Source organism: Streptomyces sp. TG1A-60 (assembly GCF_037201975.1).
Taxonomy (GTDB): Bacteria; Actinomycetota; Actinomycetes; order Streptomycetales; family Streptomycetaceae; genus Streptomyces.
In genome coordinates this window covers 1,086,855-1,107,888 of record NZ_CP147520.1, presented here as the reverse complement: position 1 = coordinate 1,107,888, position 21,034 = coordinate 1,086,855, and the positions used below count along the sequence as shown (strand labels likewise).

Here is a 21,034-nt window from a genome sequence, read left to right as displayed (position 1 = left end):
TTGGGCGCCCTGACCAGGGGGACGCGGAAGGCTCGTACGTCACCGGACCCGTAAGTCCGAGGACGCTGAGGACTCCGTATGCGCGACCCCGCCGGGAGGCGAACCGTGAGTCGACCCCGCATCGTGATCGTCGGTGCCGGCTTCGCCGGGTACCGGACGGCCCGCACCCTGGCGCGGCTGACCCGGAACAAGGCCGACATCATCCTGCTCAACCCGACCGACTACTTCCTTTACCTGCCCCTGCTGCCCCAGGTCGCCGCCGGCATCCTGGAACCACGCCGCGTCACCGTCTCCCTCACCGGCACCCTGCCCCATGTGCGCCTGGTGCTCGGGGAGGCCGACGACATCGACCTCGACGCGCGGACCGTGCGCTACACGGACCCCGAGGGCGGTGTCGGCACGCTGACCTACGACCGGCTGGTGCTCGCCGCCGGCAGCGTCAACAAGCTGCTGCCCGTCCCGGGCGTCGCCGAGCACGCCCACGGCTTCCGCGGGCTGCCCGAGGCGCTGTACCTCAGGGACCACGTGACCCGTCAGGTGGAGCTGGCGGCCGGCGGCGAGGACCCCAGGAGCTGTGGCGCGCGCTGCACCTTCGTGGTGGTGGGCGCCGGCTACACCGGGACCGAGGTCGCCGCCCACGGCCAGATGTTCACCGACGAGCTGGTGCGCAAGCAGCCGTTGCGGGAGGGTATGCGGCCACGCTGGATGCTGCTCGACGTCGCGGAGCGGGTGCTGCCCGAGATGGACGAGAAGCTGTCGCGGACCGCCGACCGGGTGCTGCGGCAGCGGGGTGTCGACGTGCGGATGGGGACCTCCGTGAAGGAGGCGACGCCGGACGGAGTGCTGCTCACCGACGGGGAGTTCGTCGACACGCGCACGCTGGTGTGGTGTGTGGGCGTACGCCCCGATCCGCTCGCCGAGTCCCTCGGGCTGCCGATGGAACGCGGCCGGCTGCTGGTCGAGCCCACACTGCAGGTGCCCGGCCGCCCCGAGGTGTTCGCCTGCGGGGACGCGGCGGCCGTGCCCGACCTGACCGAGCCCGGCGCGTACACGCCGATGACCGCGCAGCACGCCTGGCGGCAGGGCAGGACGGCCGGGTACAACGTCGCCGCCTCCCTCGGCCGGGGGGAGCCCAAGCCCTACCGGCACGGCGACCTCGGCTTCGTCGTGGACCTGGGCGGCGTCCAGGCCGCCGCCAACCCGTTCGGTGTGCCGCTGTCCGGCCCCTTCGCCGGAGCCGTCACCCGCGGCTACCACCTCGCCGCGATGCCCGGCAACCGCGTCCGCGTCGCCGCCGACTGGCTCCTCGACGCGGTACTGCCCCGCCAGGGCGTCCAGTTGGGCCTCGTACGGTCCTGGTCGGTACCCCTGGACACGGCGTCCCCGGAGGTCGCCCGGACGCCGGGCGCACCGGGGACGCCGGGGGCACCCGAGAAGGAGGAGGGGGCGGCGGACCGCCCCGGAGCCGCCCGTGAGCAGCACGCACCGGCCGAGCCGGGCCCGGCGGCGGTGCCGGGCGCATCCGAGGACCGGCGGCGACCGTCCCCGCCGTCGCCCCAGTCGCGGAAACCGCCCGAGGCCCCGTCGCCCCAGGACCCGCAGAAGCCCGCCAAGGGTTCGGAAGGAGACTCATGAACACCCGTCAACTCAGCGAGCTGGCCCAGCAACTGCGGGTCGACAGTGTGCGTGCCGCAGCCGCCGCAGGCTCCGGGCACCCCACGTCGTCGATGTCGGCGGCCGAACTGATGTCGGTACTGATGGCCCGGCATCTGCGGTACGACTTCGACCGCCCCCGGCATCCCGGCAACGACCGCTTCGTCCTGTCCAAGGGGCACGCCTCGCCGCTGCTGTACTCCGCGTACAAGGCGGTCGGCGCGATCAGCGAGACGGAGCTGATGACGTTCCGCAAGCAGGGCAGCCGGCTCGAAGGGCACCCGACGCCGCGGCGGTTGCCGTGGGTGGAGACGGCCACCGGGTCGCTCGGCCAGGGGCTGCCCGTCGCCGTCGGTATCGCGCTGGCCGGAAAGCGGCTGGACCGTACCGGCTACCGGGTGTGGGTGCTGTGCGGGGACAGCGAACTCGCCGAGGGCTCCGTGTGGGAGGCCGCCGAGCACGCCGCGTACGAGCATCTGGACAACCTCACCGCGATCGTCGACGTCAACCGGCTCGGCCAGCGCGGACCCACCCGGCACGGACATGACCTGGACGCCTACGCCCGCCGCTTCGCGGCCTTCGGCTGGCACACGATCGAGGTCGACGGGCACGACGTGGACGCCGTCGACCGCGCCTACGGCGAGGCCGAGTCCACCAAGGGCCAGCCCACCGTGATCCTCGCCCGCACCCTCAAGGGCAAGGGCGTCGAGGCCGTCCAGGACCGCGAGGGCCTGCACGGCAAGCCGCTGAAGGACGCCGACGAGGCGATCGCCGAACTCGGCGGGGTGCGCGACCTCCGGGTCGAGGTGCGGCAGCCGCCCGCCGCCCGGATGCTGCACGCCGTGCGGACCGGACACCTGGAACTGCCGCGCTACGAGATCGGCGACGAGGTCGCCACCCGCAACGCCTACGGGCAGGCGCTCGCCGCGCTCGGCACCGCGCGCGGTGACGTCGTCGCCCTTGACGGCGAGGTCAGCGACTCCACACGGGCCGAGTTCTTCGCCAAGGAGCACCCCGACCGCTTCTTCGAGTGCTACATCGCCGAACAGCAGCTGGTGGCCGCCTCCGTGGGGCTCGCGGCCCGCGACTGGGTGCCGTACGTCTCCACGTTCGCGGCGTTCCTCACCCGCGCCCACGACTTCATCCGTATGGCGTCGATCAGCGGGTCCGGCATCAACCTCGTCGGCTCGCACGCCGGTGTCGCCATCGGCCAGGACGGGCCCTCGCAGATGGGCGTGGAGGACCTGGCGATGATGCGCGCGGTGCACGGCTCGACCGTGCTGTACCCGTGCGACGCCAACCAGACCGCCAAGCTGGTCGGCACGATGGCCGGCCTCGACGGCATCCGCTATCTGCGCACCTCCAGGGGCGGGTCGCCGGTCCTCTACAGCCCGACCGAGGAGTTCCCGATCGGCGGCAGCAAGGTGCTGCGCGCCTCGGACACCGACCGGCTGACGGTCGTCGCGGCCGGGGTCACGGTCCACGAGGCACTGAAGGCCGCCGAGGCGCTGGACGCCGAGGGCATCCAGGTCCGGGTGATCGACCTCTACTCGGTCAAGCCCGTCGACCGCGCCACGCTGCGCGAGGCCGCCGAACGCACCGGCTGCATCCTCACCGTCGAGGACCACCACGAGGAGGGCGGCCTCGGCGACGCGGTCCTCGACGCCTTCCTCGACGGCCGCCCGGTGCCCCGCCTGGTGCGCCTGGCCGTCCGTACGATGCCGGGCTCGGCCTCTCCCGAGGAGCAGCTGCGCGAGGCGGGCATCGACGCGGAGGCGATCACGGCCGCCGGACGGCTGATGGTGGAGCACGCCATCGCGCCCTGAAGGATCCGCATACGGGCAAGGGCCCCGTACGCCGGAGAGGAGTGGGGGACGGGGGACACGCACACCCTGCGGATGGGCCGGCGCGGCGAGGAGGTCCACGGCCCGGAGAAGGTGCTGTTCCCCGGTGACGCGGTGGCAAGGAGCAGCCAAGGGCGGCCTCGTCTGGGATCAGCTCGACGCCCCGGGCGTGGACGCCCGTCGCCGGGCCCTGGAGGACGCAGTCGAACAGGCCCGCACCAACCCCTGGAGGGCGCGATGAGCAAGGGCCGCTCGCTGGGGCCGGCGCGGCGGAGGCTCGCAGCACGGCGGGGCTGACTCCAGCTCCAGAAGGTTTGGCCAACGGCCGTATGGCCACTCGGTGTTCCGAGGTGGCCATGTCGAACACATCCAGTACATCAAAAGCACAGAGTTCACGCAAAACGCAGAAATCGGAAGAAGTGGAAGAAGAGCGGGAGCCGAATGAGGCGCGCGAGCCTTCCGGGAACACGCGGAACGACAGCGCGGCGGACAGCCGGCCCAGCCCCATGCAGGTGCTGCGCCATGCCCGGACCCAGCTCGCGGAGCTGACCGGCATGACGCCCGAGTCCGTGTCGTCCTTCGAACAGACCGAGGACGGCTGGACGTTGGAGGTCGAGGTCCTGGAGATGGCCCGTGTCCCCGACACGATGAGCCTGCTCGCGAGCTATCAGGTGGAACTCGACCACGAGGGCGAACTCACCGGCTACCGGCGCGTTCGGCGTTACGAGCGCGGAAGGGCCGACCCACGTCGCTCCGGCGGTCGTTAGGCGGCCGTCCCGCACCGGCAACCACAGACGAAGGAGGATCGGTCGGCATGACCGTAGTCCCGGCACAGCAGTCCGGCGGCGGAGGCGGCAGCAGCGGCCTCTACGACGTCCTGGAACTCATCCTGGACAGGGGGCTCGTCATCGACGCGTTCGTACGAGTCTCCCTGGTCGGCATCGAGATCCTGAAGATCGACGTCCGGGTCGTCGTCGCCAGCGTCGACACCTATCTGCGCTTCGCCGAGGCGTGCAACCGGCTCGACCTGGAGGCCGGGCCGCGCAAGAACCCGGGCCTGCCGGACCTCGTCGGTGAGATCACCGAGTCCGGCGCGCGCGGCAAGTCCAAGGGGGCGCTGTCCGGCGCCGCAGAGACGATCTCCGGTGCCTTCAAGGAGGCCCGCGAGGAGGGACAGACCGAGTCGCGGCCACGGGCGCGCAAGACCACGAGCTCGCGCAAGAGGGAGGAACAGGAGTGAGTACGTACGTCTACGGCATCACCGCGAGCTCACACCCCGGGCTCCCCGAGGGCGTGAGCGGCGTGGGCGACCCGCCGCGCCCCGTGCGCGTCCTGAAGGAGGGCGAGCTGGCGGCGATCGTCAGTGAGGCCCCCGAAGGCCTGCGGCCCAAGCGCAAGGACCTCCTCGCCCACCAGAACGTCCTGAGCGAGGCGGGTACGGGCGGCCCCCTGCTGCCCATGCGGTTCGGCAGCGTGGCACCGGACGACGCGGCCGTCACCGGGGTGCTCGCCGAACGCGCGGAGCACTACCTGGAACGGCTCGGTGCCCTCGACGGCAAGGTCGAGTACAACGTCAAGGCCAGCCACGACGAACAGGCCGTGCTGCACCGCGTGATGGGGGAGAACCCCGAGCTGCGCGCCCTCGCCGAGGCCAACCGGCAGTCGGGTGGCGGAACTTACGAGGACCGGCTGCGGCTCGGCGAGATGGTGGTCGCCGCCGTCCAGGCCCGGGAGGCCGAGGACGCGACGGAGCTGCAGCGTGTGCTGGAGCCTGCCGCGGCGGCCGTCAGCGTGGGCCCCGACTCCACGGGCTGGCTCGCCAACGTGTCGTTCCTCGTGGACCAGCAGTCGGCCGAGGTCTTCCTCGCCGCGGTGGAACAGGCCCGCAAGAGCCATCCGCACATCGAACTGAGCGTGAACGGGCCGCTGCCGCCGTACAGCTTCGTCGAACCGGGGCCCTCGCAGCCCGCGGAGACGGCGCACTGACGGCGTATCGCGCGCGGCGTGTCCACGGCGTGCGGGTACGGCGCTTCGAGCCGAGGGAGGCGACACATGGGACTGATCACCGAGGTGCTGCTGCTGCCGTTCGCACCGGTACGCGGCAGCCTCTGGACCGTGCGACAGGTACTCACCGAGGCCGAGCGCCAGTACTACGATCCGGCGGCCGTCCGCGCCGAACTCGCCCGCCTCGAGCAGCGGCTCGACGCGGGCGAGATCGATGAGGAGGAGTTCGACCGTCTGGAGGACGAGCTCCTGGACCGCCTGGAGATCAGTGCCCGCAGGAGCACAGGAACCGGCGACGGGATGACGGAATGAACCGAGTGGGACTGGGCCTCGCCATCGGGGCCGGGTACGTCCTCGGGCGTACCAAGAAGATGAAGGTCGCGTTCGCGGTCGGCACGATGGTGGCCGGCAAGCGGATGCAGCTGAGCCCGCGGGCGCTCGCGGACCTGGTGTCCCGGCAACTGCAGGACAACCCGCAGTTCAAGGAGATCGGGGACCAGCTCCGCGAGGACCTGCGCGGTGTCGGCAAGGCCGCCACCGGGGCGCTGGTCGAGCGGCGGATCGAAGGACTCGCCGACCGGCTGCACGGACGCACCTCGCAGGTGCGCGACCAGCTCTCCGGAGCCGCCCCGGACCTGCCGGGCCGCGGGCGGAAACGCCGCGACGACGAGGTCGAGGACGCGTACGCCGGCGACGACGAGGACGCCGACGCGCGGGAGGAGTACGACGGGGAGCCCGAGGAGAAGCCGTCGCGCGACAGGACGGCGAAGAGGCCCCCGTCCAAGGCGGGAAAGCCGGCCGCGAGGAAGGCTCCCGGGAAGAAGCCCACGGCCAGGAAGACGGCCGCCAAGAAGAACGCGCCCGGAAAGGCCCCGGCCGAGAAGGCCGCCCGCAAGGCCACCGGGGCGCGGGCCACGAGGGGAGGCGGCGACGATGACTGACACCCTCGGCGCGGCGACAGGCCGCGCGACGGACCGCGCGAAGAGCAACCCGCTCACCGACGTGGCGCGCAGCGAGGCCGTCGACCATCTGAAGGCCGAGGCCCGGGAGTACCTGGCCGCCCAGGCCCAGCGGATCCTCGTCGGCGCCGGCCGCAAGCTCGGTGAGACGACCGTCAAGCTCAACGACATCGCCCAGGGCGACAGCCCCGGCTTCACGAAGCTCGCCCGCGAGGGCGGCCGCAAGCTCGCCGAGGGCAAGGGACCGCTGCGCTCCGCCGTGGAGGTGGGCGCGGGCCGCGCCAAGGGGAACGTGCTCGGCGCGCTCAAGAGCCTCGGCGGCGGCAAGGGCCGAGGCAAGGTCGGCTCCGGCGACAAGCCCACGGTGATCATCGAGTCCGTCGACGTCGGAGTGCCGGTGCGCACCGCGTACGACCAGTGGACCCGGTTCCAGAGCTTCAGCACCTTCGCCAAGGGTGTGAAGAGTGCCGACCGGGCGGACGACACCCACTCCGACTGGCAGCTGAGGGTGTTCTGGTCCAACCGCAGCTGGAAGGCGCACACCACCGAACAGGTGCCCGACGAGCGGATCGCCTGGACGTCGGAGGGCGCCAAGGGCAGCGCGAAGGGGGCCGTTTCCTTCCACTCCCTCGCGGACAACCTCACCCGGGTCCTGCTGGTGCTGGAGTACTACCCGAAGGGCCTCTTCGAGAAGACCGGCAACATCTGGCGTGCCCAGGGCCGCAGGGCCCGGCTCGACCTCAAGAACTTCGCCCGCTTCATCACCCTCACGGGCGAGGCCGAGGACGGCTGGCGCGGCGAGATCCGCGACGGCGAGGTCGTCGTCAGCCACGAGGACGCCCTCGCGGAGGAGGAGCGGGACGAGGCACCGGGGGACGACGAGACCGAGGCCGGGTACACGGAGGAGGAGCCGGAGCCCGAGGCCGAGGCCGACGAGGAGCCCCGCGACGCCGACGAGGGCGACGCGTACGCCGACGAGGACGAGGAAGGAGACGCGGAGGAGGCCCCTGAGGACGACTACGAGGAGGTTCCCGAGGCCCGGGGCGACGCCGGGGAGGACATCGACGAGGAACCGTACGAGGATGAGGACGAGGAACGGGCCGCCGTGGGCGGGAGCCGACGATGACGTTCCCGAGCCGAGTTCCCGAGCCGTACGGCCAGAACGGGAGTGCCAACCTGGCCGACATCCTGGAGCGTGTACTCGACAAGGGTCTGGTGATCGCGGGCGACATCCGCATCAACCTGCTCGACATCGAGCTGCTCACGATCAAGCTGCGCCTCATCGTCGCCTCCGTCGACAAGGCCAAGGAGATGGGGATCGACTGGTGGGAGACCGACCCGGCGCTGTCGTCACACGCCCGCCGCGACGAACTCTCCCGTGAGAACGCCGAGTTGCGCGCCCGGCTCGCCGAGCTGGACGACGGCCGGAACCGGCGGGAGCCGGAGCCGTCCATCGAGCGTGGCCGCGCCAGAGAGGAGCCCTCATGACCGGACTGCGTTATGTGTACGCCGTCTGCCGCCCCTTCGACGCGGCTCTCCAGGCCCAGCTCACCGGGGTCGCGGGCGCACCGCCCCGGCAGTTGCGCCACCACGACCTGATCGCCGTGGTCAGCGAGGTGCCGGAGCGGGATTTCGCGGAGCAGCCGCTCCGCGCCCATCTGGAGGACCTGGACTGGCTGACCGAGACCGCTCGGGCCCACCAGAGCGTGATCGACGCGCTCACCGCCGTCACCACGCCGCTGCCGCTGCGGCTCGGTACCGTGTTCCGCGACGACAGCGGCGTACGGGTCATGCTGGAGGCCCGCGAGGAGGACTTCCGGCGGACTCTGGACCGACTGGCGGGCCGGGTGGAGTGGGGCGTCAAGGTGTACGCCGAATCCGAGGAGCAGGAGCCGCCCCAGGCGCCGGCGAAGGCCGCCAGCGGGCGGGACTATCTGCGGCAGCGGCGCCGCAGCCATCGGGCCCACGAGGAGAGGTGGGAGAACGCCGAGCGGTTCGCGCGGCGCCTGCACGAGACCCTTTCGGAATTCGCGGAGGACACCCGGTTGCACGCCCCGCAGAATTCGGCGCTCTCCGGTGTGCCAGGCCGCAATGTGCTGAACGCGGCCTTTCTGGTGCCGCGGACCCATTCCGAGGAGTTCGTGGAACTGGTGGATAGCACGAAGGGCGAGGAGCCGGGGCTGCGGGTGGAACTCACCGGCCCGTGGGCGGCGTATTCCTTCAGTGGGGAGGAGAGTCCGTGACCGTCGTCGAACGCCGTGAAGTGGCCCTTGTCGATCTCCTCGACCGGCTCCTCGCCGGCGGGGTCGTCATCACCGGTGACCTCACTCTGCGCATCGCGGACGTCGACCTCGTCCGCATCGACCTGAACGCGCTCATCAGCTCGGTGAACGCGCAGGTTCCGTCACCCTGGGGAGGTATCGAGTGACCAACCGGAACCGTCTCGAACTGGATCCCGACACGGTGGAGCGGGATCTTGTCAAGCTGGTCCTGACCGTGGTCGAACTGCTCCGCCAGCTCATGGAGCGGCAGGCGCTGCGCCGTTTCGACACCGGGGAGCTCTCGGATGACCAGGAGGAGCGCATCGGGCTGACCCTGATGCTCCTCGACGACCGCATGACCGAACTGCGCGAGCGCTACGGCCTGCGGCCCGAGGACCTCAACCTGGACCTCGGGCCGCTCGGACCGTTGCTACCGCGCGAGTGAGTTCACCGCCTGCGCGGGCGGATTCACCACCTGTACCAGCGGCTCCTTCCTCCGGAGGCGGACGTGCCGCGCACCAGGAATCCGAGGAGCCAGAGCACCAGAACGGCCAGTGCGATATACCAGAGGACTTCCACTGCGAATCCGGCACCGAAGAGAATCAGCACCAGAAGCAGTACCAGCAGGATGGGAACCATTATGCGAACCTCCTGATGGTCCGGGTTTCCAGAATACGCCCGTTCAGACCGCCTTACGGCAGAGAATTTCTCCGTGGAGTACGGCGAACCAGCCGTCCTCCCGCCGCCCCCATTCCCGCCAGGCCGCCTCGATCGCCCGCAGTCGCCCGACCGTCGCGTGACCGCCCTCGGTGGCCAGCCCGGTGTACGCGGAGGCGACCGTCCGGTCCGCCCACAGCCCGCTCCACCAGGCCCGCTCCTCCGCCGTGGTGTAGGTCCAGGTGGCGGAGGTGGCCGTGATGTCGGTGAGCCCGGCGCGCAGGGCCCACGACTTCAGTCGGCGCCCCGCGTCGGGCTCACCGCCGCCCGCGCGGGCCACCCGGTGGTACAGGTCCAGCCAGTCGTCCAGGACCGGGGACTTCGGGAACCAGGTCATCGCCGCGTAGTCGGCGTCACGGGCGGCGATGAGGCCGCCCGGTCGCGTCACCCGGCGCATCTCGCGCAGCGCCTGTACCGGGTCGCCGACGTGCTGGAGGACCTGGTGGGCGTGGACCACGCAGAACGTGTCGTCCGGGTAGTCCAGCGAGTGGACGTCCGCGACCGCGAAGTCCACGTTGTCCAGGCCGCGATCGGTGGCCGTCGCCCGTGCCCGGGCCAGGATGCCGGAGGCGTGGTCGACGCCGGTGACATGTCCGTCCGGGACCAGGGCGGCCAGGTCCGCGGTGATGGTGCCCGGACCGCACCCGATGTCCAGGATCCTCATGTGGGGTTTCAGCGAACCGAGGAGGTAGGCCGCCGAGTTGGCGGCCGTCCGCCAGGTGTGCGAACGCAGCACCGACTCGTGGTGTCCGTGCGTGTAGACGGCGGTCTCCCGCGCCTTCGACATGGTCGTTCCCCTTTCATGAGGACCGCCAGGTCCGCGGGTCCGTCCTCGAACCGTACGCGACCATGTCGCATATTGAGACCGCCGTCTTGGAATATGGATCGACCGGGGTGGGTCAGTGGAGCGGCGCGGGCCGGTAGACCGTCAGCGCCTCCGGAATCTTCCGGAGCTTCAGGTCCCCCTGCGCCTCGGTGACTTCGCCGTCGTACGCGAGGAGCGTGCCCGGCGCGAGGCCGTCCACCTGGAGCCGCCGCACGCCGACCGCCGCGTGGAAGGGGGTGCGGGTCAGCGGGCCGGCGACGGCCGCGGCCAGCAGCCGCAGGGCCGGGCGGCGGCCACCGTGGACGACACGGACATCCAGCAGCCCGTCGGCCAGATCGATACGACGGGCCGGGGCGAGGCCCATCCGGTGGTATGTGCCGTTGCCGGCGAAGAGCAGCCAGATCGGGCGCGGACGGCCCTGGAAGGTGGCCAGAAGCGGGCGGCGGTCGGAACGCAGCACCCGCAGCGCCGCGATCACCCCGGCCGGCCAGCCGCCGGTCGTCCGCTCCCAGCGTTCGCGCTCGCGCACCAGCTCCGGATAGACGCCCAGGCTGAACGTGTTGACGAAGTGACCCTCGGTGTCTCCGGTCGTGAAATGGCCGACGTCCACCCGCACGGCCTCGCCCTGGCGCACCGCGCGGCCCAGGTCACGGGCGTCCTCCACGCCGAGGTCGTACGCGAAGTGGTTGAGGGTGCCGCCGGGGAGCACGGCGAGGGGGAGGCCGTGGCGCAGGGCCACCTCGGCGGCGGCGTTCACCGTGCCGTCGCCGCCGCACACACCGAGCACCCGCGCACGGGCGGCGGCCTTCTCCAACTCGGCCCTCACGTCCTCCGCTTCGCACTCCACGGCCTCGGCGCCGGGCAGCGCGTCCCGCAGGGCGCGCACCCGCTCCGAGGTCCCCGAGGCCCGGTTGGCGACCACGACCAGGCCGTCCCCGTCCGGCAGGGCGGGCGCGTCCACGTACGTACGGCCGGGCGGGGGGAGCTGGTCACGGGTCGGGACGATGCCCCGTACGGCATAGGCGGCGCCCACGCCCAGGGCGGCGCCCACCAGGACGTCGCTCGGGAAGTGCACACCCGTGTACACGCGGGACAGCGCCACCGCCGTCGCCAGCGGCGCGACCGCCCCGCCCCAGCCGCGCGACTCCAGGGCGACACCGGTCGCGAAGGCGGCGGCGGAGGCGGAGTGCCCCGACGGGAAGGAGGTGGTGATCGGCTGGCGCTTCAACTGGCGCATCATCGGGACGTTGTCCAGGACGGGGCGGGAGCGGCGCACCGAGCGCTTGCCGAGCGTGTTGATCGTCGCCGAGGCGAGCGCGAGCGAGGCCACGCCCCGGACGGCTGCCCTGCGGGCCCTCGGACTCCGGGTCGCCGCGATCGCCGCCGCCGTGGCGAACCACAGCACGCCGTGGTTCGCGGCGCGGCTCAGTTTCGGCAGCAAGGGGTGGGCGCCGGGCCACTCGCGGGTCGCCACCGCGTTGAACAGGCGACTGTCCGCGGCGAGGAAACGGTCCCGGATGATGTGGTGGCCCGGGGGGCGGACGGTGAGGTCGACGTCTGGGATCATGCGTCCACGGGTACCCCATGGCGGCGCAGGCGTGTCGGGCGGGGTGGGGCTCGGTGGCCGGGTGCCACCGTGACGGGCGTCTCACCGAAGGCCGGCAGAGAGGGGCCCGGGGGAAATGGATTTGCCCGGGTGTTCCCCGGCCTCGGACAATGCGCCCCATGGGACATCTCGAAGCCGCTCACCTGGAGTACCACCTGCCGGACGGGAGAGCGCTGCTCGGTGATGTGTCCTTCCGGGTGGGGGAGGGGGCCGTGGTGGCCCTCGTCGGGCCGAACGGGGCCGGGAAGACGACGCTGCTGCGGCTGATCTCGGGGGAGCTGAAGCCGCACGGGGGGACGGTGACCGTAACCGGCGGGCTCGGGGTGATGCGGCAGTTCGTGGGGTCGGTGCGGGACGAGACGACCGTGCGGGATCTGCTGGTGTCGGTGGCGCAGCCGAGGATCCGGGGGGCCGCCGAGGCGGTCGACGCCGCCGAGCACGCGATCATGACCGTGGACGACGAGGCCGCCCAGATGACGTACGCGCAGGCCCTCTCCGACTGGGCCGAGGCGCGCGGCTACGAGGCGGAGACGCTGTGGGACATCTGCACGACGGCCGCGCTCGGGATGCCGTACGAGAAGGCGCAGTGGCGGCAGGTGCGGACGCTGTCTGGCGGTGAGCAGAAGCGGCTCGTCCTGGAGGCGCTGCTGCGCGGCACCGACGAGGTGCTGCTGCTCGACGAGCCCGACAACTACCTCGACGTGCCCGGCAAGCGCTGGCTGGAGGAGCGGCTCAAGGAGACCCGCAAGACCGTGCTCTTCGTGTCCCACGACCGGGAACTGCTCTCCCGCGCCGCCGAGAAGATCGTGAGCGTGGAACCGGGGCCGGCCGGCGCTGACGCCTGGGTGCACGGCGGCGGGTTCGACACCTACCACGAGGCCCGACGGCAGCGCTTCGAGCGCTTCGAGGAACTGCGGCGCCGCTGGGACGAGAAGCACGCCCAGCTGAAGAAGCTGGTGCTGACGCTCCGCCAGGCCGCTGCCGTCAGCCATGAGCTGGCCTCGCGGTACGCCGCCGCCCAGACCCGGCTGCGCAAGTTCGAGGAGGCCGGGCCGCCGCCGGAGCCGCCGCGCGAGCAGGACATCACGATGCGGCTCAAGGGCGGTCGCACCGGCGTGAGGGCCGTCACCTGCACGGGACTTGAACTCATCGGCCTGATGAAACCGTTCGACCTGGAGGTCTTCTACGGCGAACGCGTCGCCGTCCTCGGCTCCAACGGCTCGGGCAAGTCGCACTTCCTGCGGCTGCTCGCCGGCGACGACGTGGCCCACACGGGGGAGTGGAAGCTCGGTGCCAGGGTCGTCCCCGGGCACTTCGCGCAGACGCACGCCCACCCCGAGCTGGAAGGGCGGACGCTCCTGGACATCCTGTGGAAGGAACACGCCCAGGACCGAGGCGCCGCCATGTCCCGGCTGCGCCGCTACGAGCTGACCCAGCAGGCCGAGCAGCCCTTCGACCGCCTGTCCGGCGGCCAGCAGGCCCGCTTCCAGATCCTGCAGCTGGAGCTGCGCGGCGTCACCGCCCTGCTCCTCGACGAGCCCACCGACAACCTCGACCTGGAATCCGCGGAGGCCCTGCAGGAAGGCCTGGAGGCCTTCGACGGAACGGTCCTGTCGGTCACCCACGACCGCTGGTTCGCCCGCTCGTTCGACCGCTTCCTCGTCTTCGGCTCCGACGGCCGCGTACGGGAGACACCGGAGCCGGTGTGGGACGAGCGGCGCGTGGTGCGCGCCCGCTAGAAGGCCGATGAAGATCTTGCTCCGGCCGCCCGGCTCGCCCCGGATCGCCGGTAGATGTCAATCGGCGTGAATGGGTGCAAGCCGGGCGCAATTTCAAGACCTTCAGGGCACTTCTAGGGCGTGCTTCGAAAGTCCCGTCTGGCTCGCGACGCCTGGCACGGCACCTCGCCGCGCTGTCGGGATCGCCCGCGTACGCCCGGTACGCGGGCGACCCTCCGCCTTGCGACGCACCGCACCAGACGCCGCGAGCCCCGCCCTCCGGGCGGACGACGCCACTTTCGAAACACGCCCTGGTGCCGCGGCACCAGCCACACCGGCTCCGGACCGAACGTGTCACTTCCAGCGCAGCAGGGCGCCCAGACCGCCGACCGGTATATCGCCCTCCGTGGCCTCGGCCGCAGCCGTCACGGAGATCGCCGGGGCGCCGGTCGTCACCGCGGACCGCAGCAGGGCGTCGTCCGCGCGGGCCGACCGGGCGTGGTCCTCGGCGAGGCCGAGCGTGCGCAGCTCCGTACGGCGTACGGCCAGCTGGTCGGGCTCCTCGCCCACCCACAGCGCGCGGTGCGTGTCGGGTCCCTCGGGGCGCACGAGCAGCTCGTCGATACGGTGCTCACGTGCCGCCTCCACCAGGTCGGCCACGTCCTCCACGGCCAGCCGGCGCCCCTCGGCGTCCGGGCTGCGCGCCGCCAGGAACCGCTCGACCTCGTCGGCGGCCCGTCGGCGTACGTGCTCGGCGCGGATCCGTTCCACGTCCTCGTCCAGCAGCCTGCTGCCCGCCCCGTGAGCGGCCTCGGCCACCCGGTCGTGCAGCCGCTGCGGCAGCCGGTCCCGCACGGCGTGCCGCTCACGGTCCTCACCCACGAGGACCAGCAGGCCGGCGCGGGTCTCCTCGTGGCACACGGCGAGCGCGTCGGCGACCTCCGCCGCGTTGTGCTCCCAGGTGTTCTCCACCCGCAGCTGGAAGTGCCTCTCCGACCAGTCGACCGTGCTCGTACGGTGCACGGGCCACTGCCGCCCGGCCACGGACCCGGCGTCCTCGCTGCCCAGGGCGCCGCGCAGCTCGAACCGCGCGCCGCGCCGGTCGACGTACGCCACCAGACACACCGGGTCCTCCCCGGCGAGGTCCAGCAGCGGTGCCGTGCGGGGCAGCGGGGCCCAGAAGGCCTGGCTCGCCGGCGGCGGCGAGGTGAGCACCGGGTCCAGGGCCACCCGGCCGTCGCGTGCGAAGAACGCCCGGCCGTACGGCTCGGCGTCGTGGCGGAGCTCCTCCACGGCGTCGTGCACGGCCCGGCAGGTCGCCTCGTCCGCTCCCTGCTCGGCCAGCTCACGGGAGACGGCCGCCGCCGTCAGCGACCGTTCGTGGGCCATGGACTCCGAGGGTGCGGACGAACCGACGTACACAGAGGCCCAGGGCCCGGGATGTTCGTAGAGTGGATGGAGAAACGCGAGATCCATGGCTCCCTCCCGGATGCCGCTCGGGGTAACGCTTGCCGGGCGGGTACCCGGACCTCAAGGAGGAACACGAAGATCGGGGTACCACCATGACCGGAGTGCACCCGCACGAGCTGGACGACCAGCAGTTGATGAAGGAGCTGGAGTCGATCCACCGCACGCGCCACGACACGCTGTTGCACGGATCGGGCGAAGCGCTGCGCACCCACAACGAACGGATGGCGCAATTGGAGGGTGAGTACCTGCGCCGCCACCCGCGCCGGCCGATCGTCTCGGGCCGTACGCGCGACGGGGCGCGAGACCGAGGACCGGCATGACACCGGACGCGCATACGGATGTGAACGCGCATACGGATGTGCTGCTCGGCCGGCATGCCGAGGCCCAGGACCTCTTCGGTGCCCGGGTCCACGCGGTCCGGGAGGACCAGTGGGACGCGGAGACGCCCTGCCTGGAGTGGACCGTCCGTGACCTGGTCAACCATCTGGTGTCCGAGCAGCTCTGGGTGCCGTCGCTGGTGCGGGACGGCTGCATGATCGAAGAGGTCGGCGAGACGTTCGAGGGGGACCTGCTGGGGCCGGACCCGGCGGCCTCCTGGGACACGGCGGCGCACTCCGCGCGGGAGGCGTTCGCCGCGCCCGGCGCGCTCGGCCGGACGGTTCACCTGTCGTACGGGGACACCCCGGCGACCGCGTACTGCGCGCAGATGGTCGCCGATCTCGTCGTCCACGCGTGGGATCTGTCCCGGGCGATCGGCTGCGAGGAGCGGCTTCCCGGGGGACTCGTGCGGTTCGCCGTGGACGAGATCACGCCCTACGCGGGTGATCTGGAGAAGAGCGGGTTGTTCGGGGCGCCGGTGGAACCGCCGCCGGGGGCCGACACCCAGACCAGGCTGTTGTGTCTGCTCGGGCGCAGACCGTAGTCGGACCGGTTCGCACGCCCGTGAAAGACGGAAGGCGCCTCCTGCACGCAGGAGGCGCCTTCCGTCTTTCAGCAGCGGGCCGGTGGGCGGTCCCAGTGGCGGTGGGCCTTGATGGCCTCGACGAACTCGCGGGTGAAGGCCTCGGTGGCGCTGCCCTGGGCGGTGTCGGTCACCACGCCTCGGTCGGTCACGACGTGGTGGAACTCGGCGGACAGGCGTACGCCCTCGACTCGCAGGGCGGCGAGGATACCGACGCCGGAGCCGAGTGCGCCCACCGGTTTGCCGTGCCGGTAGGCGTCGCGGACGAAGCGCATGGCGTCGGGGTCGGTCGACGGGGACGGCGTGCCGACGGGGCCGCCGGGCAGGAACACCGCGTCGTACAGGACGGACGCGACCGTCGGCAGAGCCCGGTCCACGGTGTACTCCGCGCCGTCCGAGCCGCGTACGGTGCCGTCCTGGGCCGCGATCGCCTCGACGATCGCGCCCTCGGCCGCCAGGGCCTCCCGCACGCTCGTCACCTGCTCGGCGTCCACGCCGTCGGCCACCAGGACGGCGACCTGGCGGGTGCGGAGGGAACCGGGGCCGCGCTGGGACTCCAGGCTGAGGGCGGGGGAGGTGCGCTCGTACGGTACCGGCTCGACGTCCGTCGGCACCGGTACGCCGATGCCCTTCGCCACCTCGGCGGCCAACTCCAGGTCCACCTTGGCCAGTTGCTCGACCGTGCGGGCGCGTACGGTGAGGGCGCCGACCTTTCCCAGTTCGAAGCGGAAGGCGGCCACGATGTGCTGCTTCTCCCAGGGCGCCATGCTGTTCCAGAACATGGCGGGCTGGCTGTGGTGGTCCTTGAAACTCTCGCTGCGGCGGCGGATCTTGGCGCCGTCGACGCGCTCGGCGTAGTGCGTGTAGGCGTGCGGGTCGACGCCCGCGTGGGCCGGGCAGCCGCCGCCGAGGGAGTTCGGGAAGTAGTTCGTACCGCCGTGGATCGCGGACTGGTGGTAGCCGTCGCGGTGGTTGGTGCGCACGGGGGCGACCGGGCGGTTCACCGGCAGTTGATGGAAGTTGGGTCCGCCGAGGCGGATCAACTGGGTGTCCAGGTAGGAGAAGTTGCGGGCCTGGAGCAGCGGGTCGTTGGTGAAGTCGATGCCGGGGACGACGTTGGCGGTGTGGAAGGCGACCTGTTCCGTCTCCGCGAAGAAGTTCTCGGGGTTACGGTCCAGCACCATGCGGCCGATCGGCCGTACCGGCACCTGCTCCTCCGGGATGATCTTCGTGGGGTCGAGCAGATCGAAGTCGAAGGCGAACTCGTCCTCCTCCGGTACGAGCTGTACCCCCAGCTCCCACTCCGGGTACTCGCCCGCCTCGATCGCGTTCCACAGGTCCCGGCGGTTGAAGTCCGGATCCCGGCCCTGGCACTCCTGCGCCTCGTCCCACACCAGCGAGTGCGTGCCCAGTTTCGGCTTCCAGTGGAACTTCACGAACGTGCCCCGGCCCGCCGCGTTCACGAAGCGGAAGGTGTGTACGCCGAACCCCTGCATCATGCGGTAGCTGCGGGGGATCGCCCGGTCGGACATCAGCCACATGATCGCGTGCAGCGTCTCCGGCTGGAGCGACACGAAGTCCCACAGGGTGTCGTGCGCGGAGGCGCCCGTGGGGATCTCGTTGTGCGGCTCCGGTTTCACCGCGTGCACGAAGTCGGGGAACTTGATGCCGTCCTGGATGAAGAAGACGGGGAAGTTGTTCCCGACGAGGTCGTAGTTGCCCTCCGACGTGTAGAACTTGGTCGCGAAGCCGCGCACGTCCCGCACGGTGTCCGCCGAGCCGCGCGGCCCCTGCACGGTCGAGAACCGGACGAAGACCGGGGTCCGCACGGACGGATCCTGGAGGAAGGCGGCGCGGGTGAACTCCGCGCAGGACTCGTACGGTTCGAAGTAGCCGTACGCTCCCGCGCCGCGGGCGTGGACCACCCGCTCGGGGATCCGCTCGTGGTCGAAGTGGGTCAGTTTCTCCCGGAAGTGGAAGTCCTCCATCAGGGTCGGCCCGCGCTCACCGACGGTCAGGGAGTCGTCGGTGTGGTCCACGGCCACGCCCTGGTCGGTGGTGAGAGGGCCCGACGCCGGATCGTCCGGGCGGGCGGCCTCACGCTGCTGTCGCTTGCGGTCGGTGGGTGAGCTCATCGGGAAGCCTCCTCGGCGAACACGTCGAGGAACGTCTCGCAGAACGCCTTGAGGTCGTCCGGCTTGCGGCTGGTGACCAGCTTGCCCGGGCCGTGGTCGCAGACCTTCACCTGCTCGTCGACCCAGGTGGCGCCCGCGTTGCGGAGATCCGTGCGCAGACTCGGCCATGAGGTCAGGACCCGGCCGCCGACCACGTCCGCCTCGACCAGGGTCCAGGGGGCGTGACAGATCGCGGCGACCGGGCGGCCCCGCTCGAAGAACTCCCGGACGAACGACACGGCGTGCTCGTCCATGCGCAGGAGGTCCGGATTGGCCACCCCGCCCGGCAGGACCAGCGCGTCGAACGAGTCGGCCGGTACCTCGCCCACCACGGCGTCCACGGCGAACGTGTCCGCCTTGTCGAGGTGGTTGAAGGCCTGGACACGACCCGCCTTCGTCGACACCAGCACGGGCTCGTGACCGGCGCTCGTCACCGCCTCCCAGGGGTCGGTCAGCTCGATCTGCTCGACACCCTCGGGTGCGGTCAGGAATGCGATACGCATGAGTCCTCAGTTCCTTTCCTTGCTTCGTTCCGCCGACCGGGATCGGCCCGGACACAGCGCGGCGGTTCGCCGCCGTACGGCAGCGGCACCCGGGTGGGGTTCATCGGGCCGGTCCCGCCGTCCGCCGGTCGTCCACGCCGTTGCGTGTGAGCACGTCCGAGGACGGAACATCGGGGCCGCACCCCGGACCGGTACATCAGGCCGCGGCCGTGCCCGGCCAGGTGCCCGGCTCGGCCCGGCCGGTGTCGGCGAGCGCCGACTCCGGGTCCTGCGAGACGGCCGGGTCGCCGAGGCTGACCATGCCCACCGGATGCCCGTGCTCCATGACCGGGAGCCGGCGTAACGAGTGGCCGCCCATCAGCTCGACGGCGGTCGACACCGCGTCGTCCGGGCCGATCACCACCGGGATCGGGGTACAGACGGACTGGGTCCTCACCGTCGACGGGCCGACGCCGTCGGCGGCGGCGCGCAGGGTGCTGTCGCGGTCCGTCAGCCCCCCGATGGCATGGCCGTCCGTCGCGACGAGGACATCGCCGATGTCCTCGTCGCGCGTCAGCTGCGCCGCCTCGACGGGTGAGGTGTCCGGACCGACCGTCACCACACCTGGCGTCATGACTTCCCTCACGGAATCGGCCATGGCTCTCGGGCCTTTCATCGCTCCGTCCCGACTGCGGGGGCACGCGCGCGTCGGTGTGACGACGGCCGCGGTACCCGCGAGCGGGGCGCCTACGCGTCCCGGTCGTGTGCGGGTTCCGTGTCCTCGGCCGCCGGGCGCGGTGTGTCGCTCCCGGATCCATCCTGGGCGTGGACGATCGCCTCCGCGAGCCGGTGCGCCGAGTCGTAGCGCTCCTTCCGCGGCAACCGCTCCACGGGCTCCACGAGCCCGTCCGGGGCGTGCTGGTCACGCAGTACGCGGATCAGCTCGGCGGGGCCAGCCGGGAAGGACGTGCGGCCCAGGACACGGGCCAGCTCCAGCCGGAGGGCGTCCACCCGGGCGGGCGCCCGGTCGGGGGTCACCGGCCCGTACGCGACCTCCGGGTCGTCCTCGGCGTACGGCTCCGGGTCGTTCCACTCCTCCGTCCGTGTGGGATGCCCCGAACGGAGCAGCCCTTGCAGTTCCTGCTTCATCTCGTCGTCGCGGTGCACGTTCAGCCGGTCGCTGCCTCGTTGCATTACTCCCCTCCAGATTCTTCGTGGCCCCCGCGTACCCGAAGACCCGGCGTCGACACGGAGACTCTCCAAGAGGCGATCCCGGCCTCGCACACCGCCCGCCGCACACGCACGCCGCCCCCGCGGGACTCCCGGTAGCCACGCGGTCGGACAGGGGCACCCACGGTCGCGCGCCGGCCGTACGGCAGCGCCGAACGTCGGCCGGCGCTGCCCGCGCGCCGTGGTCGCCCGGAAGGACACGGCACCGTCCCGGCGACCAAGGCCTCGGGCCGCTCGCACGGCTCGGTTCTCCGGCCCGGATCCGGGAAGGATCCGCCGGCCCGCACCCGGGATGACCCCTCCGACCCGTACGCTCTGCCCTCACTCACCCCGAGGGAACCAAGACACCGAGGAAGCACGATGCCGCCGCCGTACGACGACATGGGCACCGCCGTCCCGCTCGCCCGCCCGCCCCGACGGGTGGTCTCCCTGGTGCCGTCGCTGACAGAGGCGATCGCCGTGAGCCGCCCGGACGTCCTGGCCGGGGCGACCCGGTGGTGCTCGCACCCCGCTGACCTGGACGTCGTACGCGTGCGCGGCACCAAGAACCCCGACCGCGAGGCGATCGCCCGGCTGCGGCCGGACCTCGTCATCGCGAACAAGGAGGAGAACCGCGAACTCGACGTCACCAGGCTGCGCGCCGCAGGCGTGCCGGTGTGGGTGACCGTCGTCGAGACCGTCCCCCAGGCGCTCGATTCACTCGGCCGGCTGTTCACCGAGGCACTGGGGTCCCCGGTGCCCGACTGGCTCGACACGGCACGAACCCTGTGGTCGGGCCCCTCTCCCGCGGTCACAGCCACCGTGGCGGTGCCGATCTGGCGGGATCCGTGGATGGTGGTGGGCAGGTCGACCTTCACGGGTGACCTGTTGCGCCGCGCGGGACTCGCGAACGCGTTCGCCGGGCACCCGGACCGCTATCCGCAGGTGGCGCGGGAGGAGATCGACCGGCCGGAGGTGGATGTCGTCCTGCTGCCCGACGAGCCCTATGTGTTCACCGAGCGCGACGGCCCCGAGGCCTTCCACCACGCGCCGACCCGACTGGTCAGCGGCCGGCACCTCACCTGGTACGGCCCGTCGCTGCTCCCGGCGCACGCGACACTGGAGCGACTGGTCGCCACGCTGTGACGGC

The 21,034-nt window shown here is 71.8% G+C and carries 24 protein-coding genes and 1 pseudogene; 17 read left to right on the top strand and 8 right to left on the bottom strand.

Annotated features, from left to right (window positions below):
* Nucleotides 1–78 precede the first annotated feature (78 nt).
* From WBG99_RS04265 to WBG99_RS04205, 13 genes and pseudogenes are all read left to right on the top strand, one after another.
* Nucleotides 79–1,635, top strand: coding sequence for an FAD-dependent oxidoreductase (locus tag WBG99_RS04265; RefSeq protein ID WP_338895047.1), 1,557 nt, complete (start codon nucleotides 79–81; stop codon nucleotides 1,633–1,635).
* The gene (locus WBG99_RS04260; protein ID WP_338895046.1) at nucleotides 1,632–3,479 is read left to right on the top strand and encodes a transketolase; all 1,848 of its coding nucleotides are present in this window, start codon (nucleotides 1,632–1,634) and stop codon (nucleotides 3,477–3,479) included. Before WBG99_RS04265 ends, WBG99_RS04260 begins: the two co-directional genes overlap by 4 nt.
* A gap of 157 nt (nucleotides 3,480–3,636) precedes the next feature.
* Nucleotides 3,637–3,794, top strand: a pseudogene (locus WBG99_RS04255) (ATP-dependent DNA ligase); the annotation flags it as partial.
* Between the two features lie 59 nt (nucleotides 3,795–3,853).
* The gene (locus tag WBG99_RS04250; RefSeq protein ID WP_338900203.1) at nucleotides 3,854–4,264 is read left to right on the top strand and encodes a gas vesicle protein; all 411 of its coding nucleotides are present in this window, start codon (nucleotides 3,854–3,856) and stop codon (nucleotides 4,262–4,264) included.
* 47 nt (nucleotides 4,265–4,311) lie between these two features.
* On the top strand, nucleotides 4,312–4,737 hold the full coding sequence (locus tag WBG99_RS04245; protein ID WP_338895045.1) for a gas vesicle structural protein GvpA: 426 nt from the start codon (nucleotides 4,312–4,314) through the stop codon (nucleotides 4,735–4,737).
* On the top strand, nucleotides 4,734–5,483 hold the full coding sequence (locus WBG99_RS04240; RefSeq protein WP_338895044.1) for a GvpL/GvpF family gas vesicle protein: 750 nt from the start codon (nucleotides 4,734–4,736) through the stop codon (nucleotides 5,481–5,483). Before WBG99_RS04245 ends, WBG99_RS04240 begins: the two co-directional genes overlap by 4 nt.
* Before the next feature lie 66 nt (nucleotides 5,484–5,549).
* The gene (locus tag WBG99_RS04235) at nucleotides 5,550–5,813 is read left to right on the top strand and encodes a gas vesicle protein GvpG (protein WP_338895043.1); all 264 of its coding nucleotides are present in this window, start codon (nucleotides 5,550–5,552) and stop codon (nucleotides 5,811–5,813) included.
* Nucleotides 5,810–6,442: a DNA primase gene (locus tag WBG99_RS04230; protein WP_338895042.1), complete on the top strand. Its 633-nt coding sequence runs from the start codon at nucleotides 5,810–5,812 to the stop codon at nucleotides 6,440–6,442. Before WBG99_RS04235 ends, WBG99_RS04230 begins: the two co-directional genes overlap by 4 nt.
* A complete protein-coding gene (locus tag WBG99_RS04225) occupies nucleotides 6,435–7,586 on the top strand; it encodes an SRPBCC family protein (protein WP_338895041.1) in 1,152 nt (383 codons plus the stop codon). Before WBG99_RS04230 ends, WBG99_RS04225 begins: the two co-directional genes overlap by 8 nt.
* Nucleotides 7,583–7,948, top strand: coding sequence for a gas vesicle protein (locus WBG99_RS04220; protein WP_338895040.1), 366 nt, complete (start codon nucleotides 7,583–7,585; stop codon nucleotides 7,946–7,948). Before WBG99_RS04225 ends, WBG99_RS04220 begins: the two co-directional genes overlap by 4 nt.
* Nucleotides 7,945–8,703: a GvpL/GvpF family gas vesicle protein gene (locus WBG99_RS04215; protein ID WP_338895039.1), complete on the top strand. Its 759-nt coding sequence runs from the start codon at nucleotides 7,945–7,947 to the stop codon at nucleotides 8,701–8,703. Before WBG99_RS04220 ends, WBG99_RS04215 begins: the two co-directional genes overlap by 4 nt.
* Nucleotides 8,700–8,888 carry a gas vesicle protein gene (locus WBG99_RS04210; protein WP_257537891.1) on the top strand — a complete coding sequence of 63 codons (189 nt, stop codon included), beginning with the start codon at nucleotides 8,700–8,702 and terminating at the stop codon, nucleotides 8,886–8,888. Before WBG99_RS04215 ends, WBG99_RS04210 begins: the two co-directional genes overlap by 4 nt.
* Entirely contained in the window at nucleotides 8,885–9,166 is a 282-nt protein-coding gene (locus tag WBG99_RS04205) for a gas vesicle protein K (protein WP_338895038.1), read from the top strand. Before WBG99_RS04210 ends, WBG99_RS04205 begins: the two co-directional genes overlap by 4 nt.
* Before the next feature lie 23 nt (nucleotides 9,167–9,189).
* On the opposite strand, the gene WBG99_RS04200 is transcribed toward WBG99_RS04205, so the two are convergent.
* The 3 genes from WBG99_RS04200 to WBG99_RS04190 form a co-directional block, all read right to left on the bottom strand.
* Nucleotides 9,190–9,360: a hydrophobic protein gene (locus WBG99_RS04200; protein WP_338895037.1), complete on the bottom strand. Its 171-nt coding sequence runs from the start codon at nucleotides 9,358–9,360 to the stop codon at nucleotides 9,190–9,192.
* Between the two features lie 43 nt (nucleotides 9,361–9,403).
* The gene (locus WBG99_RS04195; protein WP_338895036.1) at nucleotides 9,404–10,225 is read right to left on the bottom strand and encodes a methyltransferase domain-containing protein; all 822 of its coding nucleotides are present in this window, start codon (nucleotides 10,223–10,225) and stop codon (nucleotides 9,404–9,406) included.
* 112 nt (nucleotides 10,226–10,337) lie between these two features.
* On the bottom strand, nucleotides 10,338–11,831 hold the full coding sequence (locus WBG99_RS04190; protein ID WP_338895035.1) for a phosphatase PAP2 family protein: 1,494 nt from the start codon (nucleotides 11,829–11,831) through the stop codon (nucleotides 10,338–10,340).
* A gap of 158 nt (nucleotides 11,832–11,989) precedes the next feature.
* Between WBG99_RS04190 and WBG99_RS04185 the strand changes: the two genes are divergently transcribed.
* Complete coding sequence (locus WBG99_RS04185; RefSeq protein ID WP_338895034.1) at nucleotides 11,990–13,609, top strand: ATP-binding cassette domain-containing protein; 1,620 nt, start codon at nucleotides 11,990–11,992, stop codon at nucleotides 13,607–13,609.
* Nucleotides 13,610–13,942: 333 nt separating this feature from the next.
* Here WBG99_RS04185 and WBG99_RS04180 read toward each other — a convergent pair whose 3' ends face one another.
* Nucleotides 13,943–15,064 carry a Vms1/Ankzf1 family peptidyl-tRNA hydrolase gene (locus tag WBG99_RS04180; RefSeq protein WP_338895033.1) on the bottom strand — a complete coding sequence of 374 codons (1,122 nt, stop codon included), beginning with the start codon at nucleotides 15,062–15,064 and terminating at the stop codon, nucleotides 13,943–13,945.
* Between the two features lie 86 nt (nucleotides 15,065–15,150).
* On the opposite strand from WBG99_RS04180, the gene WBG99_RS04175 reads away from it, so the two are divergent.
* Both WBG99_RS04175 and WBG99_RS04170 read left to right on the top strand, forming a co-directional pair.
* Nucleotides 15,151–15,378: a DUF6158 family protein gene (locus tag WBG99_RS04175; protein ID WP_338895032.1), complete on the top strand. Its 228-nt coding sequence runs from the start codon at nucleotides 15,151–15,153 to the stop codon at nucleotides 15,376–15,378.
* Nucleotides 15,375–15,980 (top strand): TIGR03086 family metal-binding protein, encoded by a 606-nt coding sequence (locus WBG99_RS04170; protein WP_338895031.1) that lies wholly within the window; start codon nucleotides 15,375–15,377, stop codon nucleotides 15,978–15,980. Before WBG99_RS04175 ends, WBG99_RS04170 begins: the two co-directional genes overlap by 4 nt.
* A gap of 68 nt (nucleotides 15,981–16,048) precedes the next feature.
* On the opposite strand, the gene WBG99_RS04165 is transcribed toward WBG99_RS04170, so the two are convergent.
* From WBG99_RS04165 to WBG99_RS04150, 4 genes are all read right to left on the bottom strand, one after another.
* A complete protein-coding gene (locus WBG99_RS04165) occupies nucleotides 16,049–18,154 on the bottom strand; it encodes a catalase (RefSeq protein WP_338895030.1) in 2,106 nt (701 codons plus the stop codon).
* The gene (locus WBG99_RS04160) at nucleotides 18,151–18,696 is read right to left on the bottom strand and encodes a type 1 glutamine amidotransferase domain-containing protein (protein ID WP_338895029.1); all 546 of its coding nucleotides are present in this window, start codon (nucleotides 18,694–18,696) and stop codon (nucleotides 18,151–18,153) included. Before WBG99_RS04160 ends, WBG99_RS04165 begins: the two co-directional genes overlap by 4 nt.
* Before the next feature lie 196 nt (nucleotides 18,697–18,892).
* The gene (locus WBG99_RS04155; RefSeq protein WP_338895028.1) at nucleotides 18,893–19,333 is read right to left on the bottom strand and encodes a CBS domain-containing protein; all 441 of its coding nucleotides are present in this window, start codon (nucleotides 19,331–19,333) and stop codon (nucleotides 18,893–18,895) included.
* Nucleotides 19,334–19,422: 89 nt separating this feature from the next.
* The gene (locus tag WBG99_RS04150; RefSeq protein WP_338895027.1) at nucleotides 19,423–19,869 is read right to left on the bottom strand and encodes a DUF2795 domain-containing protein; all 447 of its coding nucleotides are present in this window, start codon (nucleotides 19,867–19,869) and stop codon (nucleotides 19,423–19,425) included.
* Nucleotides 19,870–20,265: 396 nt separating this feature from the next.
* Here WBG99_RS04150 and WBG99_RS04145 point away from each other — a divergent pair, with 396 nt between their 5' ends.
* The gene (locus WBG99_RS04145; RefSeq protein ID WP_338895026.1) at nucleotides 20,266–21,030 is read left to right on the top strand and encodes a helical backbone metal receptor; all 765 of its coding nucleotides are present in this window, start codon (nucleotides 20,266–20,268) and stop codon (nucleotides 21,028–21,030) included.
* Nucleotides 21,031–21,034: the final 4 nt, after the last annotated feature.

Coding starts and splice junctions, on each gene's coding strand:
- WBG99_RS04265 (WP_338895047.1), top strand. CDS start 79: ATGCGCGACCCCGCCGGGAGGCGAACCGTGAGTCGACCCCGCATCGTG.
- WBG99_RS04260 (WP_338895046.1), top strand. CDS start 1,632: ATGAACACCCGTCAACTCAGCGAGCTGGCCCAGCAACTGCGGGTCGAC.
- WBG99_RS04250 (WP_338900203.1), top strand. CDS start 3,854: ATGTCGAACACATCCAGTACATCAAAAGCACAGAGTTCACGCAAAACG.
- WBG99_RS04245 (WP_338895045.1), top strand. CDS start 4,312: ATGACCGTAGTCCCGGCACAGCAGTCCGGCGGCGGAGGCGGCAGCAGC.
- WBG99_RS04235 (WP_338895043.1), top strand. CDS start 5,550: ATGGGACTGATCACCGAGGTGCTGCTGCTGCCGTTCGCACCGGTACGC.
- WBG99_RS04230 (WP_338895042.1), top strand. CDS start 5,810: ATGAACCGAGTGGGACTGGGCCTCGCCATCGGGGCCGGGTACGTCCTC.
- WBG99_RS04225 (WP_338895041.1), top strand. CDS start 6,435: ATGACTGACACCCTCGGCGCGGCGACAGGCCGCGCGACGGACCGCGCG.
- WBG99_RS04220 (WP_338895040.1), top strand. CDS start 7,583: ATGACGTTCCCGAGCCGAGTTCCCGAGCCGTACGGCCAGAACGGGAGT.
- WBG99_RS04215 (WP_338895039.1), top strand. CDS start 7,945: ATGACCGGACTGCGTTATGTGTACGCCGTCTGCCGCCCCTTCGACGCG.
- WBG99_RS04200 (WP_338895037.1), bottom strand. CDS start 9,360: ATGGTTCCCATCCTGCTGGTACTGCTTCTGGTGCTGATTCTCTTCGGT.
- WBG99_RS04195 (WP_338895036.1), bottom strand. CDS start 10,225: ATGTCGAAGGCGCGGGAGACCGCCGTCTACACGCACGGACACCACGAG.
- WBG99_RS04190 (WP_338895035.1), bottom strand. CDS start 11,831: ATGATCCCAGACGTCGACCTCACCGTCCGCCCCCCGGGCCACCACATC.
- WBG99_RS04185 (WP_338895034.1), top strand. CDS start 11,990: ATGGGACATCTCGAAGCCGCTCACCTGGAGTACCACCTGCCGGACGGG.
- WBG99_RS04180 (WP_338895033.1), bottom strand. CDS start 15,064: ATGGATCTCGCGTTTCTCCATCCACTCTACGAACATCCCGGGCCCTGG.
- WBG99_RS04175 (WP_338895032.1), top strand. CDS start 15,151: ATGACCGGAGTGCACCCGCACGAGCTGGACGACCAGCAGTTGATGAAG.
- WBG99_RS04170 (WP_338895031.1), top strand. CDS start 15,375: ATGACACCGGACGCGCATACGGATGTGAACGCGCATACGGATGTGCTG.
- WBG99_RS04165 (WP_338895030.1), bottom strand. CDS start 18,154: ATGAGCTCACCCACCGACCGCAAGCGACAGCAGCGTGAGGCCGCCCGC.
- WBG99_RS04160 (WP_338895029.1), bottom strand. CDS start 18,696: ATGCGTATCGCATTCCTGACCGCACCCGAGGGTGTCGAGCAGATCGAG.
- WBG99_RS04155 (WP_338895028.1), bottom strand. CDS start 19,333: ATGGCCGATTCCGTGAGGGAAGTCATGACGCCAGGTGTGGTGACGGTC.
- WBG99_RS04150 (WP_338895027.1), bottom strand. CDS start 19,869: ATGCAACGAGGCAGCGACCGGCTGAACGTGCACCGCGACGACGAGATG.
- WBG99_RS04145 (WP_338895026.1), top strand. CDS start 20,266: ATGCCGCCGCCGTACGACGACATGGGCACCGCCGTCCCGCTCGCCCGC.